Genomic DNA, 21,676 nt, shown 5'->3' with positions numbered 1-21,676 from the left:
GGACCGCTCCTGCGCGGGCCGGTCAGCGGCTGCCGCGGGCTTCCGCGGCGCGGCGCCCCAGGTCGTGGACCAGCGCGCCGCGGTCCACGCGCCCGAGCGCGGCGGCGAGACGGGTGAGCAGGTCGTCGGCGGCCTGTTCGCGCTCGGCGGCGGTCCCCGAGAGGGTGGCGTGGGCGGGGATGCTCGCGAGGCAGGCGCGTACCGCGAGTTCGGCGGTGTCCCTGAGCCCGGGTTCCCGGATGGCGACGGTGACGTGCAGCGACTCGGTGTCGAGGGTGCGGGCGTGGTGGGCGGTGCCGTCGGGGAGGTACAGCACCTGGCCGGGCCGCAGGTCGAGGACGTGGGCCCCGTCCAGGTCCTCGACGTATCCGGGCGCCCAGTCGCGTGCCTCGCGCGGAGTGTCGTACAGGTACCAGCGCTTGGTTCCGGAGATCTGCACGACGAAGAGGTGACCGTCGTCGCGGTGGACGCGCAGGCCGTTCTGTCCCGGCGGGGTCCAGAACGCCACGGCGCCGGCCTTGGCCGCGAACAGCCGTGCCGCGCGACGGCACAGCCGCTGGGCGGGGCGGTGCCATTCGTGCAGGTTCTGGACGACCACGGTGGCGCCGGCGGACAGTTGCGCGCGGACCCTGGCACCGTCCACATAGCCCGCCCGGGGGTCACCGGACACGGTCATGACCCGGGTCAGCTCCTCGGGTGGCACCGGGGTTCCGCCACGCATCGCGTTCAGGACCGGGTAGTGGAGGAGGCTACAGTCCAACCAGTCGTCCAGGTCCTGCCGGGACACGATCTGGGCGAGGTCGGGCGCGGCGTCGAACACGGCGTGCGTCCCACCCCAGGGGAGGCTGTCCGCGTCTCGCGGTTCACGGCAGAGCAGTCGCAGCCCGGCCCGTGGCCCGGTGGTGTCCGGGGCCGTGGTCTCGGTCGTCGTCATGGGCTCTCCTCATCGGGTCGGGTGCGCGCAGCGTGGCCAGGAACCCGGCGGCGGACCCGGTGCTGGCCAGCGCACGCCGCAGCAGGGCCCAGGCCGGTTCGCGGTCCTCCCAGCCGCTGCCGAAGCGGGAGGCGAGCTCGGCACGGACGGTGTCGCGCCAGGCGTAGCCCGCCAGGTAGGCACGCCAGTGCACGATGTGGGTCTGCCGCAGCAGGAGGAGTTCGGGTGCCCACCGCAGTCCGGTGCCGGCAGCGGCGGCAGCCGCGGCGTCCAGGGCCTCGGCGGAGGTGCGGCAACCCGCGAGGTCCGCTTCCAGGGTCAGGTCGGCTGCCATCAGCCCGCGGCTGAACCGCTCCTCCTCGGCGAAGAAGCGGCCGAGGACCCCGGCGGTCTCCCCGTCGATCCCCAGCCCGGTCAGGACCTCGGTCGATCCGACGAGGCCCTCGAGCAGCAGGGCCCAGCCCTCCGACCGCAGCGGGTCGAACGCCCACCGCTCGAGGAGCGGGGCGTCGCGGGGACGCAGCGCGTGCTCGGCCAGGTGGGCCAGCTCGTGCTGGACGTACTGGACCGTCACCGGGGTGACCTCGGTGGGCAGGGACAGCAGCGAGGAGCCGGGCAGCCGCACGGGCATGACCATGGACGGGGTGTTGGGACGGCGCAGCACCGTGATCCGGTGGTCGAGCGGCAGCAGACCGTGCCGGCGCGCCCCCGCGACGAGTCGGGTGATCAGCTCGTTCATCGGGGGCAGGGTGCCGCCCCGCGGGAGCGGCAGGCCCTTGCCGAGCAGCAGCCAACGCCAGTTGTGTTCCGCGGTGGCGTCCCGCAGGCCGGCCTGTCGACCCCAGGCGGCGGCGGTCTCGGAGAGGTCCCGCACCGGGGCCGTCACCTGGGCGAGCCGCGCCACCGAGTCGCGGGGCGGTGGGAGCGCCGACTCGCCGCACCACCAGGGGAGCTCCCCGGCGGCGCGGCGGCGGTCGGTGAGCCACCGCCAGACCTCGCCGGTCAGGTCGCGGGCCTCGGCGCGCCAGGTGGCGTACGAGGCGCGTCGGCCCTCCTCGTCGGCCTCCAGGTCGAGTACGGCCGTGGGCGCGGGCACGGGCGCGGTCTCGCCGAGGAGTTCGGCGACGAGGCTGGACAGGCCCAGGTCAGCGATCTCACGGGAGAGCTGCCGGGCACGCTCCTCCGGAGGCACGGGGTCGTGGCCGGGCAGCCCGGCGCGCCCGAGCGACAGGTCGGCGAGCAGGTCCTCGACGTCGGCTGCGGCGGTCATGGAGCGGGCACCTCCTGAGGTCCCTGGGTGGAGGTCCCGGCGGGGACCTCCGTGGGTGGGGCGGGAGGGGGGCGCGTGGCCAGGGAGGCCACGCACAGGCCCACGGCGCCGAAGCCCGCCGCGGCGAGCGGCCAGGCCAGTGCGGCGCTTCCCAGGTCACCGACGGCCAGTCCGGTCACGACCAGGCCGCCGCCGGTGAACACGCTGTTGAACAGCGAGGCGACGGACAGCACGGTGGCCCGGTGACCGCTGTCGATGCGTTCGTTCATGGCTGCCCGCACCCCGGGCATGCACAGGCCGAACGCGGTGGAGAAGCACACGTAGCAGACGACCGAGAGTGCCGGTTCCCGGACCACGGCGGCGCAGGCCAGCGCGGAGGCGCCGACGGCGGAGGCGGTGACGATGACGGTGCGGCGGGCTGAGGCCCGGCGTCCCTGTAGTCGCAGCGTCCAGCCGAGCAGCGGGATCTCCAGCAGGGAGCCGACGCTGCGCATGGCGCCGAGCACCAGCAGGTTGCCGCCCACGAGATCCTCGTACACGACCGTCCACTGCACGCCGGGGATGCCCCGGAACAGCCACAGCGACGCGGTGGCCAGGATCAGTGCGATCAGCACCCTGTCGCCCCGCAGGGTGAGTCGGGTGCCGGTCACCACCTCCCCGACCGAACTCCGCAGCCGTGGGGTGAGGGCTCCCCGGGTGCGGTCGGGCTCTTCCCGCCCGGTCATCAGCAGCAGGGAGAGCACGCACGCCAGGGCGCAGGCGGCGCCCGCGACGACCTGGGGCAGCGCCAGGTCGAGCATGCCCAGGGTCGCGCCGGTCAGCGTGCCGAGCACCAGGCCGGAGTTCTCCGCGATCTTGCCCTGGGCGAAGAGCCGGTCCAGGCCGCGCGGGTCCCTGGTCCCGGTCTCGTCAACCGCCCACGCCTCCAGGGCACCGGACGCGAAGGTGCCCCCGAACGCGGAGAGCAGGACGCCGGCCACCGCGACCTGCACGCTGCCGCTGAAGAACAGGGCGCCGTAGCCGATCGACCTCAGGGCGAAGCTGATCGCCACCGAGGTGCGTCGGCCGAGCAGGTCGGCCAGGACACCGGTGGGGATCTCGGAGACGCCCTCGACGATCCACACCGCGGCGATGAGGGCGAACACCGCGCCGGAGCTCATGCCCAGTGACTGCAACAGCAGCACCGACGTGACCGTGAGGAGCATGTCGGCGAAGTAGTCGATGCCGGACACCAGGAGGTATCCGCGGCGAACGCGCAGGGTGCGGGCCCGGTCGGCCGGCACCCTGTCGCGCTCCGGGCCGCGAGCGGTCACGCAGTTCCCTCGTCCACGAGGCCGGAGCTGACGGCCTTCGCGTAGGTGGCGGTCCCGGTGGCGCCCTCGGGCACCGGGGCGCTGTCGTCCCACAGCCAGCGCAGGGCGGTGACGGCGTCCCCTCTGAGGTGCACCCGGCGGATGCGACCACCGGCGGGGACGGACACGACGGCGAGCGGCGCGGGGCGGCGCTTGACGAGCAGCAACGCCTCCGGCCAGGGGTCCACGGTTCCCCGCTCGCGCAGCAGGGCGCCGTACTCGGGGACGTCGAAGGTGGCCTCAGCCGTCCAGGCGCCGGGCACCAGGCTCGGGCGGGCGGAGGCGCGCGGTCGGGCGTCGGTCAGGGAGTGGCCGAAGAGGTAGGCGTCCTCGAAGGCGAACGCCTCCCTGACCCAGTCCTCCTGTTCGGCGAGCCAGTCCACGTCGCGCAGGTAGGCCGCGAAGGCGGCCGACGAGGTGGCCGCGGGCGGGAAGACGGAGCCGGGCTGGGCGGGCCGCTCCTGCCAGAACTCGCTGTCCAGGAAGGTGTGCAGGCCCTCGGCGCCGGTCCGCCCGTAGTACGCGAAGAAGGTGACGGGGAAGCTGACGTTCAGCACGTTGCTGACCGTCTTGCGGCGACGGGCCTGCTCCATGTCGAAGCCGGGTCCGCTGGTCCCCGCTGCGACGACGGCGCGCTCGGCCGGGGGCAGCGCCCGGAGGAGTTCGGCTCGCCGCGCTGGGGTGGCGTTGAGGACGCGCCAGGTGGTGTCGGTCACCCTGGCGTAGTCGAGGGTCGCGTCACGGGTCATGGGGCGCTCCACCAGTGGTCGGCCCGGCGTGCGAAGCGCCGCACGCTTTCGGTCAGTTCGTCGGCGGTCATGCCCTCTGCCTCGGCCATCACCGACCGCAGGTGGGGTGCGCGCGGCAGCAGCGCGTCGGCGAGGTCCCACACCTCGTCGCTGACCGGCCAGTCGTGTTTGTCGTCGACGAGGCGCACGCCGCCGTCGAAGCGGCGGATGAAGGTGCCGCTCATGTGCGCCTCGACGACCCGGTCCCAGGCGATGTCGTCATCGCTGGGCAGCACGGGGTTCTGCCCGCGCTGGACGCGCAGCCCGTAGAGGTGTCCGACGTCGATGGTCATGAGGCAGTCGGCCCGCTCGGCGATGCGCGTCATGAGGGTGAGGATGTCCCGGTCGCCGACGACGAACGGGTAGGGCGCGTTCTCGATGGTCAGCGGGCGGCCGATGACGTCCTGGGCGTGTTTGATCCGGTCCACCGCCCAGTCCACGGCCTCGTCGATCAGCGGCATGGGCACCAGGGACTCCAGCAGTGTCTCGCCCTGGCGGACCCACATCGCGAGATCGATGTTGAGCCAGGGGGAGTCGAGTTCGTCAGCGCGTCGCCCGAGTTCGCGCAGCAGCCGGTCGTCGAGCGGATCGGTGCCGCACACGTCCAGGTCCAGCGGGTGGAAGAGCGCGTGCAGCCCGTGTCGGCGGCAGAACTCCGCACATTCAAGAGCGAGTTGCTGGTCATCGGCGAGGATGCCGACGCTGTACCAGGTGGCGGTGGGGCCCAGTCGGGTCGCCGTCTCCTCGGCGACGTCCATGTCTTTGATCGAGTCACAGCTGAAGCAGATCCCGCGGACCCCGGGCGGGCCCAGTTCGGGGATCGCTGAGCCGGTGGTGACTGCTGTGGGCATTGGCTAGTCCCTCCCATGCGGTCCGACGACGCCCGGGGCCTGGGCGAAGCCTGCCTTCCGCGCCGTCGCCCCGGTTCGCTCGATCAGGTCGTGCAGGTGCGTGTGGTCGTGGCCGAGTCGGGGGAGCAACGCCGCGAGTCCGCCCTCGTCGAGCCGGGGGAACCCGGCTTCGGCGTCCTCCAGGAGCCGTTCGACCAGGAGGTTGGGCGCGTGCCGCAGCGACACCACGTCGAGTTGCAGCCGGGCGTGTGACACTCGGGACAGGTCCGGGGTCTCCCCGATGGAGGCGAGCGCGAGTTCGCCCTGGGCGAGGGCGCCGTCGATCCGGCCCTGCCACAGCTTGCGGAACTCCCGGAGCGTGTCGCTGAACCGCTGCACCTCGGGCCGCTCGAACAGCGTGAAGGGACTGGGCAGGTCGTCCGGGTCGAACACGACACCGAACCGCCGGGCGTAGAAGTCGCGGATCGGCGTGCCCTCGTAGAGCACGAGCGCGGTGTAGAGGTGGTCGTGCGGCACGTAGTCGTAGAAGCCGGCGTCCCGGAGGAACTCGAGGTTGGCGCGGATGTCGGCCAGCGTGGTGGCCGGGTCCAGCATGATGAAGTCGAGGGAGATCTCGATGCCGAGCCGCCGCAACAGGCGCACGGCCGCCACGTTGACCTCGGGCTTCACGTGCTTGGCGAGCCGTTCCAGCACCGGTTCCGAGGCGGACTCGATGCCGAGTTCGATGAACCGCAGCCCGCAGTCCTTGAGCCGGGGAAGGACCTCGGCGGCCTTGAGGACCTGGTTGACCCGCGTGCCGAAGCTGAAGGTGATCTGCGGATCGGCCTCGTGCAGCGCTTCGGCGACCTCCAGGGCCCGGGTCGGTGAGACGAAGAAGTTGGCGTCGCTGAAGTAGACGTGCTCGTAGTTGACGCCGTGGCGCTCGCGGAAGTGGAGCAGTTCGGCGACGACCCGTTCCGCCTCGCGTGACCGGTACTTGCGGCCGATGGTGAGCACACCGCAGAAGGAGCAGTTGTACGGGCAGCTCCGGCTGCTGCAGATCGTCAACGCGGCCTTCAGCCGGCCCTGCACCTCGTCGAAGTAGGTGAGGTCCGGGTAGCCGGAGTGCGAGACGAACTCCGCGTCGGGAAAGGGAATCTGGTCGAGGTCGGGGACGAAGGCCCGGTCGTCGTTGACGAGGAGCCCGTCGCCGTCGGGCGAGCGCCAGGTGGTGCCCCCGGTCCCGGTCAGTCGGGCGCGGTCGCCCAGGCCGCGGACGATGTCGAGCATCGCCTCCTCGCCCTCGCGCCGGACGACGACGTCCACGCAGGGGTAGCGGCCCAGGATGTGCTCGTGCACGGCGGTGGCGTGCGGACCTCCGAAGACGACCAGGCACTGCGGGCGGCGGCTCTTGATCCACGCGGCCATGGCGACCGCCGCGCGGAACGACTCGTTGTACACCGAGAAGCCGACGACGTCGAAGCGATCGAGGCCGTAGTGTTCGGCGAGCTCGACGGCGTCGTCCTCGGAGTCCCCGAAGTCGAAACCGGAGCTGGGGAATCCGTGCTTCTCCAGGTAGGCCATGATGTAGGCCAGGCCGATCGGTTTGGCCTTGCGGCGGTCGGAGAAGCCGACGGAGGGGTTGACGAAGGCGACGGCCGGCCGTGTCAGCGTGTCCATCTCACCCTCCCTCGGATACGGGTGCGGTCCGTAGGACGCCACGCGAGGTGAGGTCCAGCAGGAAGTCCCGGTCCGCCTCGGGCAGGGCGTCGAGGTCCACGGGGTCGCGCAGGGCGTCGCGCCAGATCTGGGACGCGCGGCGGTTGAGCTTCAGGCAGGACTGCGCCGGTCCGGCGAGCGGCACGTAGACGTGGCCTGCCTGGTCCAGGTAGGGCAGTTCCGGGGTGATGCGCAGCATCGACTGGCTCTCCGAGGTCCGGCCTGATGGTTCTCGGTGCCCCGGCGCCACAGGACGCCAGGGCACCGAAGGACCGATCAGGAGTAGATCTTGCCGAGCATCTTGGTGTAGCTGGCCCCGCCGAGGCTGACGATGTCCGCCTCGGGGGTCTCGACCTCGTCGAAACCAGCGATCTCCAGTTCGTCCTGGGTGCGTTCGGTCAGCGACTTGCGGGTCTTCTGGCTCTCCGTGCTACGGGCCATCGGTCTTCTTCCTCTCGTTCGGCCCCTGGGCAGCCCGGGGCTCATCGGGAGTCACCCTGAAGATCAGGGAAACCGTGTGCCTTGGAAGTGTGTGCGAGAAACGGCGACAAAATCCTGTCGTAATCCGGCCAGTGTTACGGCGGTGGCGACTGAGGTTGGTGAAACGATTCTTTTGGCTGTGCCGCCCACCCCGAATCAGGAGGCACGCCTTGGCCCGGCTCCTGCCGTCGGCCGAGCCGTCCGCGCCCGACGCGACGTGGCCGACACCAGCGATCCGTGTCAACCTGTGGCTCATGACAGACGACCTCGGCGACACCTGGGACGACCCGGACGAGCCAACGCCCGGCGAGGCCGCAGCCGCCCAGGAGCGCTCCTTCTGGGAGGCGCGCCGGCAGTACCAGGAGCTGGACCACGACGACGAAACGGGACGGCGCGAGCGACGTCGCCTCAGCAAGCGCTCACGCCGGATGAACCTCCGGGTGCGGACGCACCGCCAGGCCCGCAGGACCGACGACGGCCCGGTGCCGCGGGACCTGAGCCTGCCGCCGCTTCCGGACCGCGAGGACTTCTCCGCCCCGGGCGACGGGGAGTGGGACTGAGGGTGGCCCATCTGCCGCGTGGACTGGGCGGGGAGCCCTGGCGCACCACCGAGGGCGTTCGCGAGCGGGCTCGACGCTCCGGCGAATTCCTCCTGTGGCCTGAAATCACCGACGGAACCAGAAAGTCCGTAATACCGGCCGGTACACCCTCCCGTAAATGGCATGCTCTCGCCATTTTGCGCCACCGGAATTCCAGCGCGCCCAGAGGTCAGGGAGAAGCGCCGATCCGTTCAGCGGCATTTGCGGTGGGCTGGTCGTGCGGTGTCCCGGGCGGAATCGCGTTCGCACCACAGCGCCTTGCCGCCGGAGGCCCTGCCACGCACCCGCAGCACGGCCCGCGGCGTCGCCCGCGCGACACCGGGCCCCGGGAGTCACACGGAAGCCGAAGGTCGTAGGACCAGCCCGACGGCCCGGGCAGCACCGCGGGCACGTCGCGACCGGCGCGCTCCTCACACCCGACCCGGCGGCCTCGCCATCGCCGACCGTCAGCCGCCCTGAAAGAACGTCGCGCAGAGCAGCGTCCTGCCGTCGTCCACCAACCAGGCGAGGTACTGCCTCTGGTCGTAGGCCCCCTCCACGCAGTTACCGGCGTTGGCGCCCGGCGGGGCCTGGTAGACACCGAGGATGTGGACAATCCGGTTGTACGGGGCGGGAACCTGCCGCGCCTCACAGTCCACGGCCGTCATCGATCCCAGCCGGGTCGTGTCACCAACCTGCTCGCCGAGCATGCAGTAGTACTTACGGTAAACGCGGGTGACACAGAGCGTCGTGGTCTCACCCGAGACGGCAGACGTGTACGCCCAGGACGCCTTCCCCGGACCGCTGGGACAGGTGTCGTCAGCGGTGCTGGTGACGCGCAGGAGGCCCTCCCCGCTGTCACAGGGCACGGGACTCGGCGGAACGTCGGCGCTCCACTCGATCCTGGTGCCCCCGGAGCCGGTGTCGTAGACCCCCAGGCAGTCTCCGACCGAGACGGCCTTGAATGCCACTTCGGCGGGATCCTCTTCGGCGGGATCCTCCGGAGTGGGCGACGGTCCGGAGTCGGGGGACTCCTCCCGTCTGTCGCCGCGGTCGACGCCCGAACCCGGACCGCCGGTGTCCGCTTCTTCGGTCTCGGGCTCATCGGAGCCGTGGGGGGCCTCGTAGGACTCATGCGGCGCGGGCGCGGAAACGGATGGGGACGAATCGTCCAACAGCGCCTCCAGCTCCTGCGGATTGCTCACACCGAACCAGCCCAGGATCGCTATCACGGATGCGATTCCACCGAGCCAGATCCATAGCTTGCCGTGGGAATCGCCCCCAGACGCCCCCGCCATGATCCACTCCCCCGTCAACGCCCGTATGCTGTCGACCTGTACGAATCAGCCCAAAAGCCCTTGCGCTCCACTCACGAGCCGGCCCCGTGACGAGCGTGGCCGCCCGACGGCTCCGTCCGGCAATCGGTGGTAGCTGTAGGTCACCCGCGCCAGGCCGAGGCGTACTTGAGGTCAACGCTGAGGATAATGCCCGCAATGAAGGGTTCTCGGGAATCGCGCGGAACGTATTCCACTTCACTTTCGCGAGCAGTGGTCAGGAGTTGTGGGTGGTTCGGCCACCTCCGCGTCCAGTGACCACTGGTCGCCGAACGCGACGACCGATTGCCGCCGGCACGCCTCCCACCTCCCGGCTGTACTTGAATGCGCAACTACTGATGCGCAGGAGGAACGATGAACGGCAAGGTGGCACTGGTGACCGGCGGCTCCCGCGGGATCGGCGCGGCGACGGCGCTGCGGCTGGCCGCCGCGGGCGCCGACGTGGCCATCACCTACGTCCAGCGCAAGGACGAGGCCGAGGACGTGGTGCGGCGGATCGAGGCGCTGGGGCGGCGGGGGCTCGCCCTGCGCGCGGACTCCGCGGACCCGCGGGAGGCGGTGGGCGCGGTGGCGCAGGTGGCCGACGCGTTCGGCCGGCTCGACGTGCTGGTGAACAACGCGGGGGTCGGGGTGCTCGGCCCGCTGGAGAGCCTGTCGTTCGCGGACGTGGACCGGGTGCTCAACGTGAACGTCCGCGGTGTCTTCCTCGTCACGCAGGCCGCGGCGGCACGCATGGCGCGGGGCGGCAGGATCGTCACGATCGGCACCTGCATGACACAGCGCGTGCCGGGCCCCGGCGGAACGCTCTACGCGACGAGCAAGGCCGCGCTGACCGGTCTCAACCGGGCGCTGGCCCGTGAGTTGGGGGCCCGCGGGATCACCGCGAACATCGTCCACCCGGGTCCCACGGACACGGAGATGAACCCGGCCGACGGCCCGTACGCCTCCCCGCAGGCCGAGATGACGGCGCTCGGACGGTTCGGCACCCCGGACGAGGTGGCGTCGATGGTCGCCTACCTCGCGGGCGACGAGGCCGGCTACGTCACCGGCGCGGAGTTCTCGGTGGACGGCGGCCACGCGGCCTGAGGGCCCTGAGGCCTTCAGGCCGGTTGGGCGACGCTGACCGCCCCGGCCCCCGGGGACGGGATGCCCCCGGGGGTCGTGGCGCCCCGGGTCAGGCCGTGGGACGTCGGAACAGGGCCGTCCACAGGAAGTCCTCCCCGAAGCGCGGGGAGCGAGGGGGTTCGTCACGCATGCGGCGCACCTCGACCTCATCCAGGTCGGAGAAGATCCAGCGCAGCGATTCCGGGGTGTAGGCGAGGCCCCCGTGGAGGCGGGCCTGTCGGTAGAAGTCCACGTCGGAGAGGTCTGAGCCCATGCGCCCCGCCGCGAAGCAGGTGAGGGCGAGGTGACCGCCGGGGGCCAGGGTCCGTTCGATCAGGGAGAGGTAGCTGACGCGGCGGTGCGGGGGCAGGTGGTGGAAGCACCCGGAGTCGTAGACGAGGTCGTACGGGCCGCCGAGGTGCTCGGCGGTGAGGGCGAAGGCGTCGCCGCAGTGGAACCGGACGTCGAGCCCGCCCTCGCGGGTCCGCTCCTCGGCCCAGGCGACGGCTGCCGGTGAGAGATCCACGGCGTCCACCTCGAAGCCTCGGGACGCGAGGTGGAGGGCGTTCCGGCCCGGGCCGCACCCGAGGTCGAGGGCTCGTCCCGGGGTGATGAGGCCGCGGTCGAGGTACGAGACCAGGTTCTCGTCGGGCTTCGCCACGAAGAACGGCACGTCCCTGGCGCGGTCCGCGTAGAAGCCGTCCCACCAGGAGGCGGCGTCGGCCGTCCAACGGTCGGCTCCGGGCGCGAACAAGCCGTCCAGCAATTCCAACACGTCATCCACGCTGCGGATGTTGCGGTCCATCCTGTTCCTCCTTCTCCGGACGGAGAAACTATGCGTAAAGCTCCAGAAGAACCAGATCGTGCTGCGTAAGGGAACGACGCTCGTGGGCGTCAGAAGAACTCAGAAGGAGTCGAATGACGAACACCTCATGACCGGTATCGAAACAGCCGTCAGGCTGCCGCGCAGCCCCTCAGAAGGGGTACCCACAGCTCCTCCCCCATGCCTTTCTCGCCGAAGTTCCGCGAGGGCTCGCCGAAGTTCCGCAGGGGGCGGCCTCTGGGGCTCCCTCCCCGCTCGCTCCCCCGAGCGGGCCTGGTCACAGGGGTCCCGGGGGCACGGTGGTGAGCTCCGCCCCTGCCGGGCTCGGCGACACGGGGGCGATGTGCGCTATACCTCGACGATCTCGTGGTTGCGCCATGAACACGGATATCAGTGAGACGTAGGTCGATGCTCGGGTTGTGGTCCTCCCATTGAGGTGTGCGCCCGCGTAGGGACGTTCGGTGCGCATCCCCCAGACACTCGTGTGGGTGATGCGGGCCTATGTATAGCTCTTTACCTTGGCAAGAGCGCACTACGTCCACACCGTTGTTCGGGAGGGGTCATGTCAGTTTCACGCACCTGCCTCACCGCCGCCCTCGCCGTCGGTCTTCTGGCTGGCGGCGGTACCGCGGCAGCAGTTCCCTCGCACAGCACGCAGGCCGACCGACCATTGCTGAGTCGGTTCGACGACGGCGGCTTCGAGAACCCCACCGTGCGGGCGCACTCGTTCAAGACCTTCCGTTCGGGGCAGGCGATCGGGCCCTGGCGGGTCACCCGCGGCTCGGTGGACCTGATCGGGGACGGGTACTGGCAGGCCGCCGAGGGTGACCAGTCCCTCGACCTGAACGGCGCCACCACCGGGACGGTCGCCCAGACCTTCACCACGATCCCGGGCACCACGTACTCGGTCACCTACTCCCTGGCCTCGAACACCGGCGGCGGGCCACGGGTGAAGACCGGCAAGGCGCTCATCGACGGGCAGGACTTCCAGGACTTCTCCTTCGACAGCAGGGGCAGGTCGCGGACGAACATGGGCTACGTCACGCGGCAGTTCACCTTCGTCGCCACCCGCTCCTCCACCACTCTGGCGTTCGCCAGCACCACGCCCAACAGCGCCCACGGGCCGGTCATCGACAACGTCCAGGTGCGCACGAGCTGTTGCTCCTGCTCCAAGCGCGGCTGATCGGACCGGAGCCGCACGGCCGCACGGCAGAGCGGCAGAGCGGTTCCACCGTCGCGCGGTTCGGACCCGGGGCCTGCTGCGGGTGCCTCGGGTCCGACGGCGGTGGGTGGCCGTGCCCGTTCTAACGGCGGCCCCGTACGAGCAGAAGGAGGAAGTACGGCGTGCCGATCACGGCGGTCATCAGGCCCGCGCCGAGCTGGGCCGGCGCGATCACGGTTCGGCCCAGGAGGTCCCCGGTGCTCACGAGCACGGCGCCGAGGAGCACCGCGACCGGGATCACCCGGAGGTGCTGCCGGCCCACGAGGGCCCGTGCCGCGTGTGGGGCCACGAGGCCCACGAAACCGATCGTGCCCGCGGCGGCCACGGCGGCGGCGCTGAGCACGACGGCCAGCACGAGGAAGCCGAGGCGCCCCCGTGCCAGATCGAGCCCCAGCAGCCTGGGGGTGTCCTCGTCGAGCGACACCAGGTCGAGCTCGGTGTGCCGCAGGACGGCGACGACCAGGCCGACGGCGAGCACCGCGGCGAGGGGCGCCACGTCGGGCAGTGTCCGCCCGTAGGTGGAGCCAGAGAGCCAGGTCAGCGCCTTCGTCGCGTTGAACGGGTCGGTGAGGACGATGAGCAGGCTGATCAGTGCGGTGGTGCCGGTGGCGACGCCGATCCCGACGAGCACCAGCCGGTTCTGTGGGAACCCGCTCCGCGCGGCCAGCCCGAAGACCACCGTGGAGCTCAGCGCGGCCCCCGCGAACGCCGCACCGGCCACGCTCCACGGTCCGGCCAGGGGCACCGTGGTCACCATGAGCACCGCGCCGAGCGCGGCCCCGCCGGAGACCCCCAGGACACCGGGCTCCGCGAGCGGATTGCGGGTCACGGCCTGGACCAGCGTCCCGGCCAGGGCCAGTGCCGCACCCGCGAGGAGCGCCGCGAGGACCCGGGGCACCCGGGTGGACAGGACGAAGGCGACGGTCCGGCCCGACCTGCCCTGTGCCCAGTTCACCACGTCACCCAGCAGCAGCTTGGTGTCGCCCAGCAACACGGCGGCGACCGTCACCCCGACGACCACCACCGCGAGGACCGCTGTGGTGGTCAGGAAGACGGCCCGGCTCCTGATGCGCACCCGCTCCGACGCGGCTGCCCCGGCGCTGTCCCGGACCCGTGTGGCCATCACGACCAGGAACACGGCGCCGACGAGGCTGGTGACGACGCCCGTGGGCACCGCGACCGCGAGGTCCGCCGGGACGGCGGCGCGCATGAGCACGTCCGAGCCGAGCACCAGCGCCGCGCCGGTCAGGCCCGCGACCGGAACGTGCACGCGCGCCTTGGAGAACGCGCGGAACCTGCGGGCGACGGGACGGACGAGGGCCGGGGCGCACAGACCGACGAAGCCGATCGGTCCGGCGAGCGTCACGGCCGCCGCGGAGAGCAGCGCCGCGAGCACGACCACCGTGACCCTGGTGGAACGGACCGGCACTCCGAGGCCCCGGGCAGCGTCGTCCCCGAGGGACAGGGCGTCAACCCGGCGGGCGAGGAGCAGCAACCCGGCGAGGCCGGCCAGGCCGATCGGTGCCATCCGGACCACGGCGTCGAACCCGTTCTGGGAGATGCTGCCCTGGTTCCACTGGTAGAGGCCTTCCGTCTGTTCGGGGAACAGCAGCAGCAGGCCCTCGGTGACGGCGGTGAGGCCGAGGGTGAGGGCACTGCCGGCGAGAACGAGCCGGACGGTGCCCGTGCCGAGGCCGGAAAGCCCGAGCACGACCGCCCCCGCCCCGAGGCCGCCGGCGAACGCGACACCGGAGGAGGCGAGCAGCGGGAGCGACGTGCCGGTGACGGCGGCCAACCCGAGGGCCAGGTAGGAGCCCGCGTTCACCGCGAGGGTGTCGGGTGAGGCGAGCACGTTGCGGCTGACCGCCTGCAGGGCGGTCCCCGCCATCCCGAGCAGGGCCCCGACGAGCAGCCCCGCGGTCATCCTCGGCAACCGGGAGGCGACGACGACCGACGCGTCGGCCGGATCGGCCTGGCCGGTGAGCGCCTTGAGGACCTCCGGCGCACCGACGGCGGCCGTGCCCTGGGTGATGTCGATGATCGCGAGGCCCGCGACGAGGAGGAGCAGCGCGGCCGTCACCGCGGCCACGCCCGTCCTGGACGTGGCCGCCGGTGACCTCGTGGCGGTGGTGGATGGGGTGGCGGTCACGGTGTTACGTCGTCAGCGCCTCGACGACGGCGTCGATGTACGCCCCCATCGACTCGGGTCCACCGAACAGCCAGATGCCGTCGGGCAGCCGGTGGGTGTTGTCCTTCTTCACGAACGGCAGCGACGTCCACACGGAGTTCTTGGCCAGGGCGCCGTCGAAGGGCGTGCTGTTCTTGTCCCCGTCGTTGCCGATGTAGGCGAACTGCACGTCGCCGAGCTTGGTGAGCCCTTCGACGTCGGTGGCGGCGAGCCCGTAGTTCTCGTCCCCCTCGAGGGTCCAGGCGTTCTCGAGGCCGAGCCGCTCGTTGACGGCGCCGATGAGCGAGCCGCTGGTGAACGGCCTGATCGAGACCTGGTTGGAGGTGAGGTACCCGTCGGCGAAGGCGAACTTCGCGCCCGCGAGACCGGCCTGGGCAAGAGCCTCCTTGCCCTCGGCGACCTTCGCGTCGAACTGCTTCCTGAGCGTGTCGGCCCGCTTGGTGGTGCCGGTGGCCCGTGCGATGAGGTCGAGGTTCTCGTTCATCTGCCCGATCGGGTCGGAGGCGTCAGCGGACCGGACCTCGAGGACGGGGGCGACCTCGCGGAGTTGCTTCACGGCGGCCGGCGGCAGGTCGGTGGTGGCGACGATGAGGTCCGGTGACAGGGAGGCGATGGTGTCCACGCTCGGTTCGCCCCGGGTCCCGATGTCCCTGGGCTCGTTCTTCAGTGGGACCGCGGTGTCCCAGGTCCTGTAGCCCTTGACGTCGGCGACTCCGACGGGGTCGATGCCCAGGGAGACCAGGTTCTCGACGACGTTCCACTCGGTTGCCACGACCTTCCTGGCGGGCCCGGCGAGCCGCACCTTCGTGCCGGAGGCGTCGGTGAGGGTGACGCGGTCGGCGGTCGGCTTCTTCGCGTCGTCGGCGGAGGGCTCGGTCGTCCCGCAGGCGGTCAGGGTGAGCGCCGCCGCGGTCGCTGCCGCGGCGGTCATCAGGAGGCGTCTCATGGGGTGGTGCTGGGCCTTTCACTTCGCGTGTGGTGCCGGCCGATCGCGCGGGTGCGCAGCCGGCCCGTCAGGGGGTCGGTGTCGACTTCGATGCGGATGCCGTAGGTGTCGGTCAGGCGCCGTGACGTCAGTACGTCCTCGGGGGCGCCGTCGGCGGTGACCCGGCCGTCGTGGAGCAGCACGACCCTGTTGGCGACGGCCGCGGCCTGGTCGAGGTCGTGCAGGACGGCGCCGACCGCGATCCCGTGGTCGTCCGCCAGGTCGCGGATCAGGTCCAGGAGTTCGACCTGGTACCGCAGGTCGAGGTAGGTGGTGGGCTCGTCGAGGAGCAGCACGCCGGTCTCCTGGGCGAGACAGCTCGCGAGCCAGACACGCTGGAGCTGCCCGCCGGAGAGGTGTTCGACGCCGCGGTCGGCGAGTTCGGCAACGCCGGTCAGGGCGAGGGCGCGGCGCACCGCGGCCGGACCGTCGGGGTCCGCCCCGCCCCAGCGGCCCCGGTACGGGTAGCGGCCGAACTCGACGACGTCCCGCACGGTCAGTCCGCTGGGCGTGGGGCGCCCCTGGGTCAGCAGGGCCACGTGCCGCGAGAACTCCCGCGGGCTCAGGGCGAGGCCGTCCGTGTCGGTGTCGATGGCCAGCGTCGCGGTCCTTGGCCGTTGCAGCCGCGCGATGGTGCGCAGGAGCGTGGACTTGCCGCTGCCGTTCGGCCCCACCAGGACGGTCACCGCGCCGGGCCGCAGCGTCACTGACGCGTCGTGCACGACGTCGACACCGTCGTACGCCACGGTGACGCCCGTCGCGGACAGTTGGTGGCCGCGGGGCACGGCCTCGGGGGTCTTCACACCTGCTCTCACGTGACTAAGGTTAGCCTACCCTTATCTTGGGGGGAGGGGGAGTCCGGACGAAGAGGCACGCACCGCCCTCCCCCGGACACGGGACGCGGACGGACTCCCCGGCCGGTCCGCCGACACGCGCGTTCACTGCGGGTCGGTCGTCGGCGGCGCGTGGAAGGATGCCCAGGATCGGCCCGACGCCGGGCGTCGCGCCGCTTGTTGGTGTTCACGGGGGAAGAGGCATGTCATGACGGCGAAGAAGGTGACACTCGACGGCAAGGTGGCCCTGGTCGCGGGGGCGACGAGGGGGGCCGGGCGGGGCATCGCGGTGGAGCTGGGTGCGGCGGGGGCGACCGTGTACGTCACCGGGCGCACGACCCGGGAGAACCGCTCGGACGACGACCGACCGGAAACCGTGGAGGAGACCGCCGAGCTGGTGACCGCCGCCGGGGGGCGCGGCATCGCGGTGCCGACGGACCACCTGGTGCCGGACCAGGTCCGGGAGCTGGTGGCGCGGATCGATGCGGAGCAGGGGCGGTTGGACGTCCTGGTGAACGACATCTGGGGCAGGGAGCCCCTGTTCGAGTGGAAGCGACCGGTCTGGGAGCACGACCTCGACAGGGGGTTGCGGCTGCTCCGGCTGGCCGTGGAGACCCACGCGATCACCAGCCACCTCGCCCTGCCGCTGTTGGTGCGCCACCCAGGCGGCCTCGCGGTGGAGATGACCGACGGGACCGCAGAGTACAACCGGGACAACTACCGGGTGTCGTTCTTCCACGACCTGGCCAAGTCCTGTGTGCTGCGGATGGGTTTCAGCCTCGGGGAGGAGCTGGGATCACGCGGCGCCACCGCGGTGGCGCTGACACCGGGGTGGGTGCGCTCGGAGGGCGTGTTGGACACCTTCGGGGTGACCGAGGAGAACTGGCGGAACGCGCTGGAGGCCGTGCCCCACTTCGCGATCTCGGAGACGCCGCGCTATGTGGGCCGGGCGGTGGCGGAGTTGGCCGCGGACCCGCGGGTCGCCCGGTGGAACGGCCAGTCGCTGTCCAGCGGGCAGCTCGCCAGGGAGTACGGGTTCACCGACCTCGACGGAAGCCAGCCGGACGCCTGGCGGTACCTGGCGGAAGTGCAGGACGCCGGAAAGCCCGCCGACGTCACCGGATACCGCTGACGGCGCCGCGCCCCCGCCCCGGGCACGACCACCCGGTCCGCGGGAGCCGGAACCACCGGCCGCCGCAGAACCGGCACCGGACGCGGTCCCCGGGCCTGTCTGACACGTCAGACAGGCCCGGGCGGACCAGGCGAGCGGTCCGGTGCCGTCCACACGTAGCCGCGCGGGCGCGGTTCCACGGGGGTGGTCCCCGCCCGCGCGGGCGGGCCGCCGGGAGGCGACGGAAACGCTGTGCCCGGGCGGTGGGCACCGGATGCGGCGCCGGTGGTGCGGCGCTGGTGGTGCCGCGTCAGCAGCTTCCGCCACCTCCGCCGCCGCCGTCGCAGCCACCGCCTCCGCCACCGTCCCAACCACCGCCGAGCCAGGTGTGGCTGTTGCTGGAGGTGTGGTTCCTCCCGCTGGACCTGTGTCCTGCGCGGGTGCGGGAACCGGCTGCGCCCCTGCTCGAACTACCCGATCGACTCTCGTCCCTGTCCTGGTCGGCCCGCATGAAACCCATGCAGAGCACCACCAGGAGCAGGACACCGACGATCGCGATGATCATTCCTGCTGCGCCCATGGAACATCCCCCGTCCGAAAGGCCGAGATCGGCCGGGGCCCGTACACCAGGCGGCGCCGGGCACCCCGGTCTCTCGCTCTCCTGATGGTAGGCACGGCAGGCTGGGAGTGGTCCCGCGAAGTGACAGGATTGGTACAAACTTCGCCCCGAGTGATGGGCTCAGGGGCGCTCGGATCGGCGCGCGTCCGCGGTACCCGCCCCGGACCCGGCGTCAGATCTCGACCAGCACCTGGTCCAGTGACTTGCGGACGAGGTCGGGCACCTCGCAGTCGTCCGCGGGGTAGCCGACGGGGATGACGGCGAACGCCTTCTCGTTGCGGGGCCGGCCCAACACCTCGGAGAGGAAGCGCATGGGACTGGGGGTGTGGGTGAGGGCGGCGAGACCTGACAGGTGCAGCGCGGTGAGCAACATGCCCACGGCGATGCCGACCGACTCGTCCACGTAGTAGTGCTTGCGGGTGGTGCCGTCCCCGGCGAGGAGGTAGCGCTGCTGGAACACCACGATCAGGAACGGCGCGTCGGTGAGGTGCGCCTTGACGGCGTCGGTGCCCAGCGGGCGCAGGGCCTCCAGCCACTCCTCGCCGAGCCGGCCGGCGTAGGAGACCCGTTCCTCGTGTTCCGCGGCCTCCCTGATGCGCCTTCGCACGTCGGGGTCCTTGACCAGGACGAACGTCCAGGGCTGTTGGTGTGCACCGGAGGGAGCGGTGGCCGCCACGGCGATGGCGTCGCGGACGACCTGCTCGGGGACCGGATCGCTGGAGAACTGACGGACGGTGCGTCGCTCGTTCATCCGCGCTCTGAGGTCCCGGGCGGCGGCCAGGGATGCCTCCTGGTCCATCCGGGAGGGCCGGTACGGCACACCCCGGTACTCCTGCCCGTGGACGGGGAGCCATCGTTGTGTCGGCATGAGGGAGCTCCTCACCGGTGACGCCGCAAAGGTCCGTACCAGATTACGCCGTCCGTGCTCGTGCGGACGCCGGCGCACGGTCCAACGCGGCTTCGGAGCACCGACGTTGGGTCCTTCGACACGCCTCCGGCGGTCGGCCGTCCCGCGGGGGGCTGGCGGTGCCCACTTCCCTGTCCCGCGGTCCCCACTCCCCCACCGGCTGACCCGCCATACGAACACATGACCTGTTGATCACTGCCGTTGCCCCACTACCATCCCGGTGCCATGGATGAGACCGTGGTGCAGATCGTGCTCGGAGTGGCGGCGAGTGTGGTGAGCGCCGCCCTGGGCTGGTGCGCCCGACGCGTGGTCGCCGGACGCCGACTCCAGCGCACCCAGCGGTTCTTCGGCCTGTCACGTGGCGCGGAGTGCCTCTTGGTGATCAACCAGCACGCCGGGGCGGGAGCGCAGCACGACTACGTGGCCCGGTACGACGTCTTCGCCCTGCTCGAACTGTCCGCTCTGATCAAGGAGTGTCAGGCGAACGCGGAGTTGGTCGGCCACGACGTGGCGCAGCCGGGTTTCGGCGGGCGTACCGAGTTCTGCATCGGGGGCCCGGTCTCCAACCGCCGGTCCGCGGCCCACATCTCCTCGCTGCTTCCCGGGGTGACCGTGGACACGAGCCCGGAACCCGGGCCGCTGCGGGGCGCGTTCGCCATCGGCGGGGAGACCTACGCCATGCGCCCGGGCGAGGTGGAGTACGTGCTGCTGGCCAGGGTCACCGTCGGCTCTTCCGCCCGTCCGGTGTTCCTCGCCAGCGGGCAGCGGGCGATCACCAACCAGGCGGCCGTGCGCTACCTGGTCCGCCACCACCGTTCGCTGGCCCGCAGGCACGGCGCGAACGGCACGTTCTGCCTGCTGCTGAAGGTGATCAATTCCGAGGCCTACGGGCCCGACGTGGTGGAGCTGGTCGCCGACGTGACCCGGGAGGCGCGCACGCCGGCGACCTGACCTGGTCGGACGTCAGCCCAGACCCACGGCGGCGGCCATCGGGGGCAGCACGAGCAGGATCAGCACGGCACCGATCAGGTCGAAGCCGGCGCCGGAGCGGATCATCGTGGTGATGGAGACCGCACCCGAGCCGTAGGCGATGGCGTTCTGCGGGGTGGACACCGGGAGCATGAACCCGAACGAGGCCGCGAACGTCGCGGCCATCGCCGGCACCGTCGGATTGACCCCGGCGGCCACGGCGACGGGGATCACGATCGGCACCACCACCGCGGCCGACGCGGTGTTGCTCGTGGTCTCGGAGACGACCACGGCGAGCACGATGGCGAACGCCGTGATCGTCAGCGAGCTGGACAGGCCGAGCGCGTCGGAGGAGGAGTCACCGATGGTCTTGGCGAGGCCGGTGTCCTCGAGCAGCGACCCGAAGATGATGCCGGTGCCGAAGAGCAGGATGGTGCCCCAGTCGATGCGGGCCGCGTCGCTCCAGTTCAGGGTGTACTCGCGCTTGCGCCAGTCGGTGGGGAGCAGGAAGAGCAGCGAGGCGCCGAGGACCGCCACCACGCCCTCGTTGAGCCGGTTGGTGACCGTCTCGTACGCCGAGGAGTCCGTTCCCGACACCACCGCCACCACGCCGGGGACCATCCACAGGACCACCGTCACCCCGAAGGCGACCAGGGTGTTCCACTCCGCGCGGGAGAGCCGGCCCAGTTTGGCGCGTTCGGCGGCGACGTACTCCTCCACACCCTCGATCCGCCGGATCTCGGGTCGGTTGAGCAACAGCAGGATGACCGCGAGCGCCACGAACATCACCGCGCAGATCGGCAGGGCCATCGCCGTCCACTGGGCGAACGAGATCCGCTCACCGGTGGCCTCCTCGATCATGCCGCGGCCGATCAGGTTGGGCGGGGTGCCCACCGGGGTGAGCAGTCCGCCCACGCCGGCGCCGTAGGCGAGCATCAGCATCAGCGCCGCGCCGACCCGCAACCGGAGCGGGTCGAAGTCCGGGGCGACCAGGCCGCGTTCCTGGAGCATCTTGGCGATGACGGACAGGATGCCCAGCGCGGTCGGGAGCAGCATCGCCACGGTGGCGGTGTTGGACACGAACGCCGACAGCACACAGGTGATCCCGCCGAACGCGACGATGACCCCGAAGGTGGAACTGCCGACGCGCGGCAGGGACAGCACCCGGAACGCGAACCTGCGGGCCAGTCCGGTGGTGAGCATGGCCTGGGCGAGGATGAACGCCCCGATGAAGGTGAAGATCGTCGAGGAGCCGAACGGCGCCAGGACCTCCGCCGCCGGGGCCACCCCGAACAGCACCACACAGCCCACACCGATCAGACCGCCGATCGGGATGGGCACCGGCTCGGTGACCCACAGCACGATGACGCCGAGCAGGATGGCCGCGAGCGACTGCTGGGTCGCGCCCAGGTCCAGCGGCAGGGCCAGGAACACCACGGTCACCAGGGGCGCCAGCCACAGACCTGTGGTGCGGCGGGCGCGCTCGAACCTCTCCTCCCGGGGGGAGAGCCGCTGTTCGCCGAGGCCGCGGTAGGTGGCGTGGCCCAACAGGGCCTTGTCCACGTCGGTTCTGTTGCCCGTGCTGCCGGACGGGGCTGTCGTCTTCTGCCTGGGGGTGGACATCGGCGGC

General features: G+C 71.5%; 20 protein-coding genes. 5 read left to right on the top strand and 15 right to left on the bottom strand.

Features of this window, described 5'->3' with window-relative positions:
* Positions 1 to 22: 22 nt before the first annotated feature.
* The 8 genes from A3IG_RS0109245 to A3IG_RS34150 all read right to left on the bottom strand — a co-directional run bounded on the left by A3IG_RS0109245 (position 23) and on the right by A3IG_RS34150 (position 7,334).
* On the bottom strand, positions 23 to 934 hold the full coding sequence (locus A3IG_RS0109245) for a JmjC domain-containing protein (protein WP_018383277.1): 912 nt from the start codon (positions 932 to 934) through the stop codon (positions 23 to 25).
* Positions 864 to 2,204, bottom strand: a complete 1,341-nt coding sequence (locus A3IG_RS0109240; RefSeq protein WP_018383276.1) for a hypothetical protein — start codon at positions 2,202 to 2,204, stop codon at positions 864 to 866. Before A3IG_RS0109240 ends, A3IG_RS0109245 begins: the two co-directional genes overlap by 71 nt.
* Entirely contained in the window at positions 2,201 to 3,517 is a 1,317-nt protein-coding gene (locus tag A3IG_RS0109235) for an MFS transporter (RefSeq protein WP_018383275.1), read from the bottom strand. The genes A3IG_RS0109240 and A3IG_RS0109235 overlap by 4 nt, the downstream gene beginning before the upstream one ends.
* Positions 3,514 to 4,305 carry a hypothetical protein gene (locus A3IG_RS0109230; RefSeq protein ID WP_018383274.1) on the bottom strand — a complete coding sequence of 264 codons (792 nt, stop codon included), beginning with the start codon at positions 4,303 to 4,305 and terminating at the stop codon, positions 3,514 to 3,516. Before A3IG_RS0109230 ends, A3IG_RS0109235 begins: the two co-directional genes overlap by 4 nt.
* Positions 4,302 to 5,195, bottom strand: a complete 894-nt coding sequence (locus A3IG_RS0109225; RefSeq protein WP_018383273.1) for a multinuclear nonheme iron-dependent oxidase — start codon at positions 5,193 to 5,195, stop codon at positions 4,302 to 4,304. Before A3IG_RS0109225 ends, A3IG_RS0109230 begins: the two co-directional genes overlap by 4 nt.
* A 3-nt stretch (positions 5,196 to 5,198) precedes the next feature.
* Positions 5,199 to 6,854 carry a B12-binding domain-containing radical SAM protein gene (locus A3IG_RS0109220; RefSeq protein ID WP_018383272.1) on the bottom strand — a complete coding sequence of 552 codons (1,656 nt, stop codon included), beginning with the start codon at positions 6,852 to 6,854 and terminating at the stop codon, positions 5,199 to 5,201.
* A 1-nt stretch (position 6,855) separates the two neighbouring features.
* Entirely contained in the window at positions 6,856 to 7,092 is a 237-nt protein-coding gene (locus A3IG_RS0109215) for a hypothetical protein (RefSeq protein WP_018383271.1), read from the bottom strand.
* A 77-nt stretch (positions 7,093 to 7,169) separates the two neighbouring features.
* Positions 7,170 to 7,334 (bottom strand): hypothetical protein, encoded by a 165-nt coding sequence (locus A3IG_RS34150; RefSeq protein WP_018383270.1) that lies wholly within the window; start codon positions 7,332 to 7,334, stop codon positions 7,170 to 7,172.
* 293 nt (positions 7,335 to 7,627) lie between these two features.
* Between A3IG_RS34150 and A3IG_RS0109205 the strand changes: the two genes are divergently transcribed.
* Complete coding sequence (locus A3IG_RS0109205; protein ID WP_157862227.1) at positions 7,628 to 7,933, top strand: hypothetical protein; 306 nt, start codon at positions 7,628 to 7,630, stop codon at positions 7,931 to 7,933.
* Between the two features lie 485 nt (positions 7,934 to 8,418).
* Here A3IG_RS0109205 and A3IG_RS31825 read toward each other — a convergent pair whose 3' ends face one another.
* Positions 8,419 to 9,249, bottom strand: coding sequence for an ICP22 family protein (locus A3IG_RS31825; protein ID WP_158676904.1), 831 nt, complete (start codon positions 9,247 to 9,249; stop codon positions 8,419 to 8,421).
* A 390-nt stretch (positions 9,250 to 9,639) separates the two neighbouring features.
* Between A3IG_RS31825 and A3IG_RS0109195 the strand changes: the two genes are divergently transcribed.
* The gene (locus A3IG_RS0109195; protein ID WP_018383267.1) at positions 9,640 to 10,371 is read left to right on the top strand and encodes an SDR family oxidoreductase; all 732 of its coding nucleotides are present in this window, start codon (positions 9,640 to 9,642) and stop codon (positions 10,369 to 10,371) included.
* A gap of 88 nt (positions 10,372 to 10,459) precedes the next feature.
* On the opposite strand, the gene A3IG_RS0109190 is transcribed toward A3IG_RS0109195, so the two are convergent.
* Entirely contained in the window at positions 10,460 to 11,194 is a 735-nt protein-coding gene (locus A3IG_RS0109190) for a class I SAM-dependent methyltransferase (protein WP_018383266.1), read from the bottom strand.
* Between the two features lie 580 nt (positions 11,195 to 11,774).
* On the opposite strand from A3IG_RS0109190, the gene A3IG_RS0109185 reads away from it, so the two are divergent.
* Positions 11,775 to 12,395: a choice-of-anchor C family protein gene (locus A3IG_RS0109185; protein WP_040911086.1), complete on the top strand. Its 621-nt coding sequence runs from the start codon at positions 11,775 to 11,777 to the stop codon at positions 12,393 to 12,395.
* A gap of 121 nt (positions 12,396 to 12,516) precedes the next feature.
* Here A3IG_RS0109185 and A3IG_RS0109180 read toward each other — a convergent pair whose 3' ends face one another.
* From A3IG_RS0109180 to A3IG_RS0109170, 3 genes are read right to left on the bottom strand one after another with little or no spacing between them, the layout of a single operon-like run.
* A complete protein-coding gene (locus A3IG_RS0109180) occupies positions 12,517 to 14,583 on the bottom strand; it encodes an iron ABC transporter permease (RefSeq protein WP_026220064.1) in 2,067 nt (688 codons plus the stop codon).
* 4 nt (positions 14,584 to 14,587) lie between these two features.
* Positions 14,588 to 15,568: an iron-siderophore ABC transporter substrate-binding protein gene (locus tag A3IG_RS0109175; RefSeq protein WP_026220063.1), complete on the bottom strand. Its 981-nt coding sequence runs from the start codon at positions 15,566 to 15,568 to the stop codon at positions 14,588 to 14,590.
* Positions 15,565 to 16,422 carry an ABC transporter ATP-binding protein gene (locus A3IG_RS0109170; protein ID WP_026220062.1) on the bottom strand — a complete coding sequence of 286 codons (858 nt, stop codon included), beginning with the start codon at positions 16,420 to 16,422 and terminating at the stop codon, positions 15,565 to 15,567. The genes A3IG_RS0109175 and A3IG_RS0109170 overlap by 4 nt, the downstream gene beginning before the upstream one ends.
* A gap of 226 nt (positions 16,423 to 16,648) precedes the next feature.
* Between A3IG_RS0109170 and A3IG_RS0109165 the strand changes: the two genes are divergently transcribed.
* A complete protein-coding gene (locus A3IG_RS0109165; RefSeq protein WP_018383261.1) occupies positions 16,649 to 17,572 on the top strand; it encodes an SDR family oxidoreductase in 924 nt (307 codons plus the stop codon).
* A 770-nt stretch (positions 17,573 to 18,342) separates the two neighbouring features.
* On the opposite strand, the gene A3IG_RS0109160 is transcribed toward A3IG_RS0109165, so the two are convergent.
* Positions 18,343 to 19,038 (bottom strand): nitroreductase family protein, encoded by a 696-nt coding sequence (locus tag A3IG_RS0109160; protein ID WP_078500216.1) that lies wholly within the window; start codon positions 19,036 to 19,038, stop codon positions 18,343 to 18,345.
* Between the two features lie 264 nt (positions 19,039 to 19,302).
* Here A3IG_RS0109160 and A3IG_RS0109155 point away from each other — a divergent pair, with 264 nt between their 5' ends.
* On the top strand, positions 19,303 to 20,028 hold the full coding sequence (locus A3IG_RS0109155; RefSeq protein ID WP_018383259.1) for a hypothetical protein: 726 nt from the start codon (positions 19,303 to 19,305) through the stop codon (positions 20,026 to 20,028).
* A 12-nt stretch (positions 20,029 to 20,040) separates the two neighbouring features.
* Here A3IG_RS0109155 and A3IG_RS0109150 read toward each other — a convergent pair whose 3' ends face one another.
* The gene (locus tag A3IG_RS0109150; protein WP_018383258.1) at positions 20,041 to 21,669 is read right to left on the bottom strand and encodes an SLC13 family permease; all 1,629 of its coding nucleotides are present in this window, start codon (positions 21,667 to 21,669) and stop codon (positions 20,041 to 20,043) included.
* Positions 21,670 to 21,676: the final 7 nt, after the last annotated feature.

This window comes from Wenjunlia vitaminophila DSM 41686 (assembly GCF_000380165.1).
Classification (GTDB): domain Bacteria; phylum Actinomycetota; class Actinomycetes; order Streptomycetales; family Streptomycetaceae; genus Wenjunlia; species Wenjunlia vitaminophila.
This window is presented reverse-complemented; position numbering and strand designations above follow the sequence as displayed.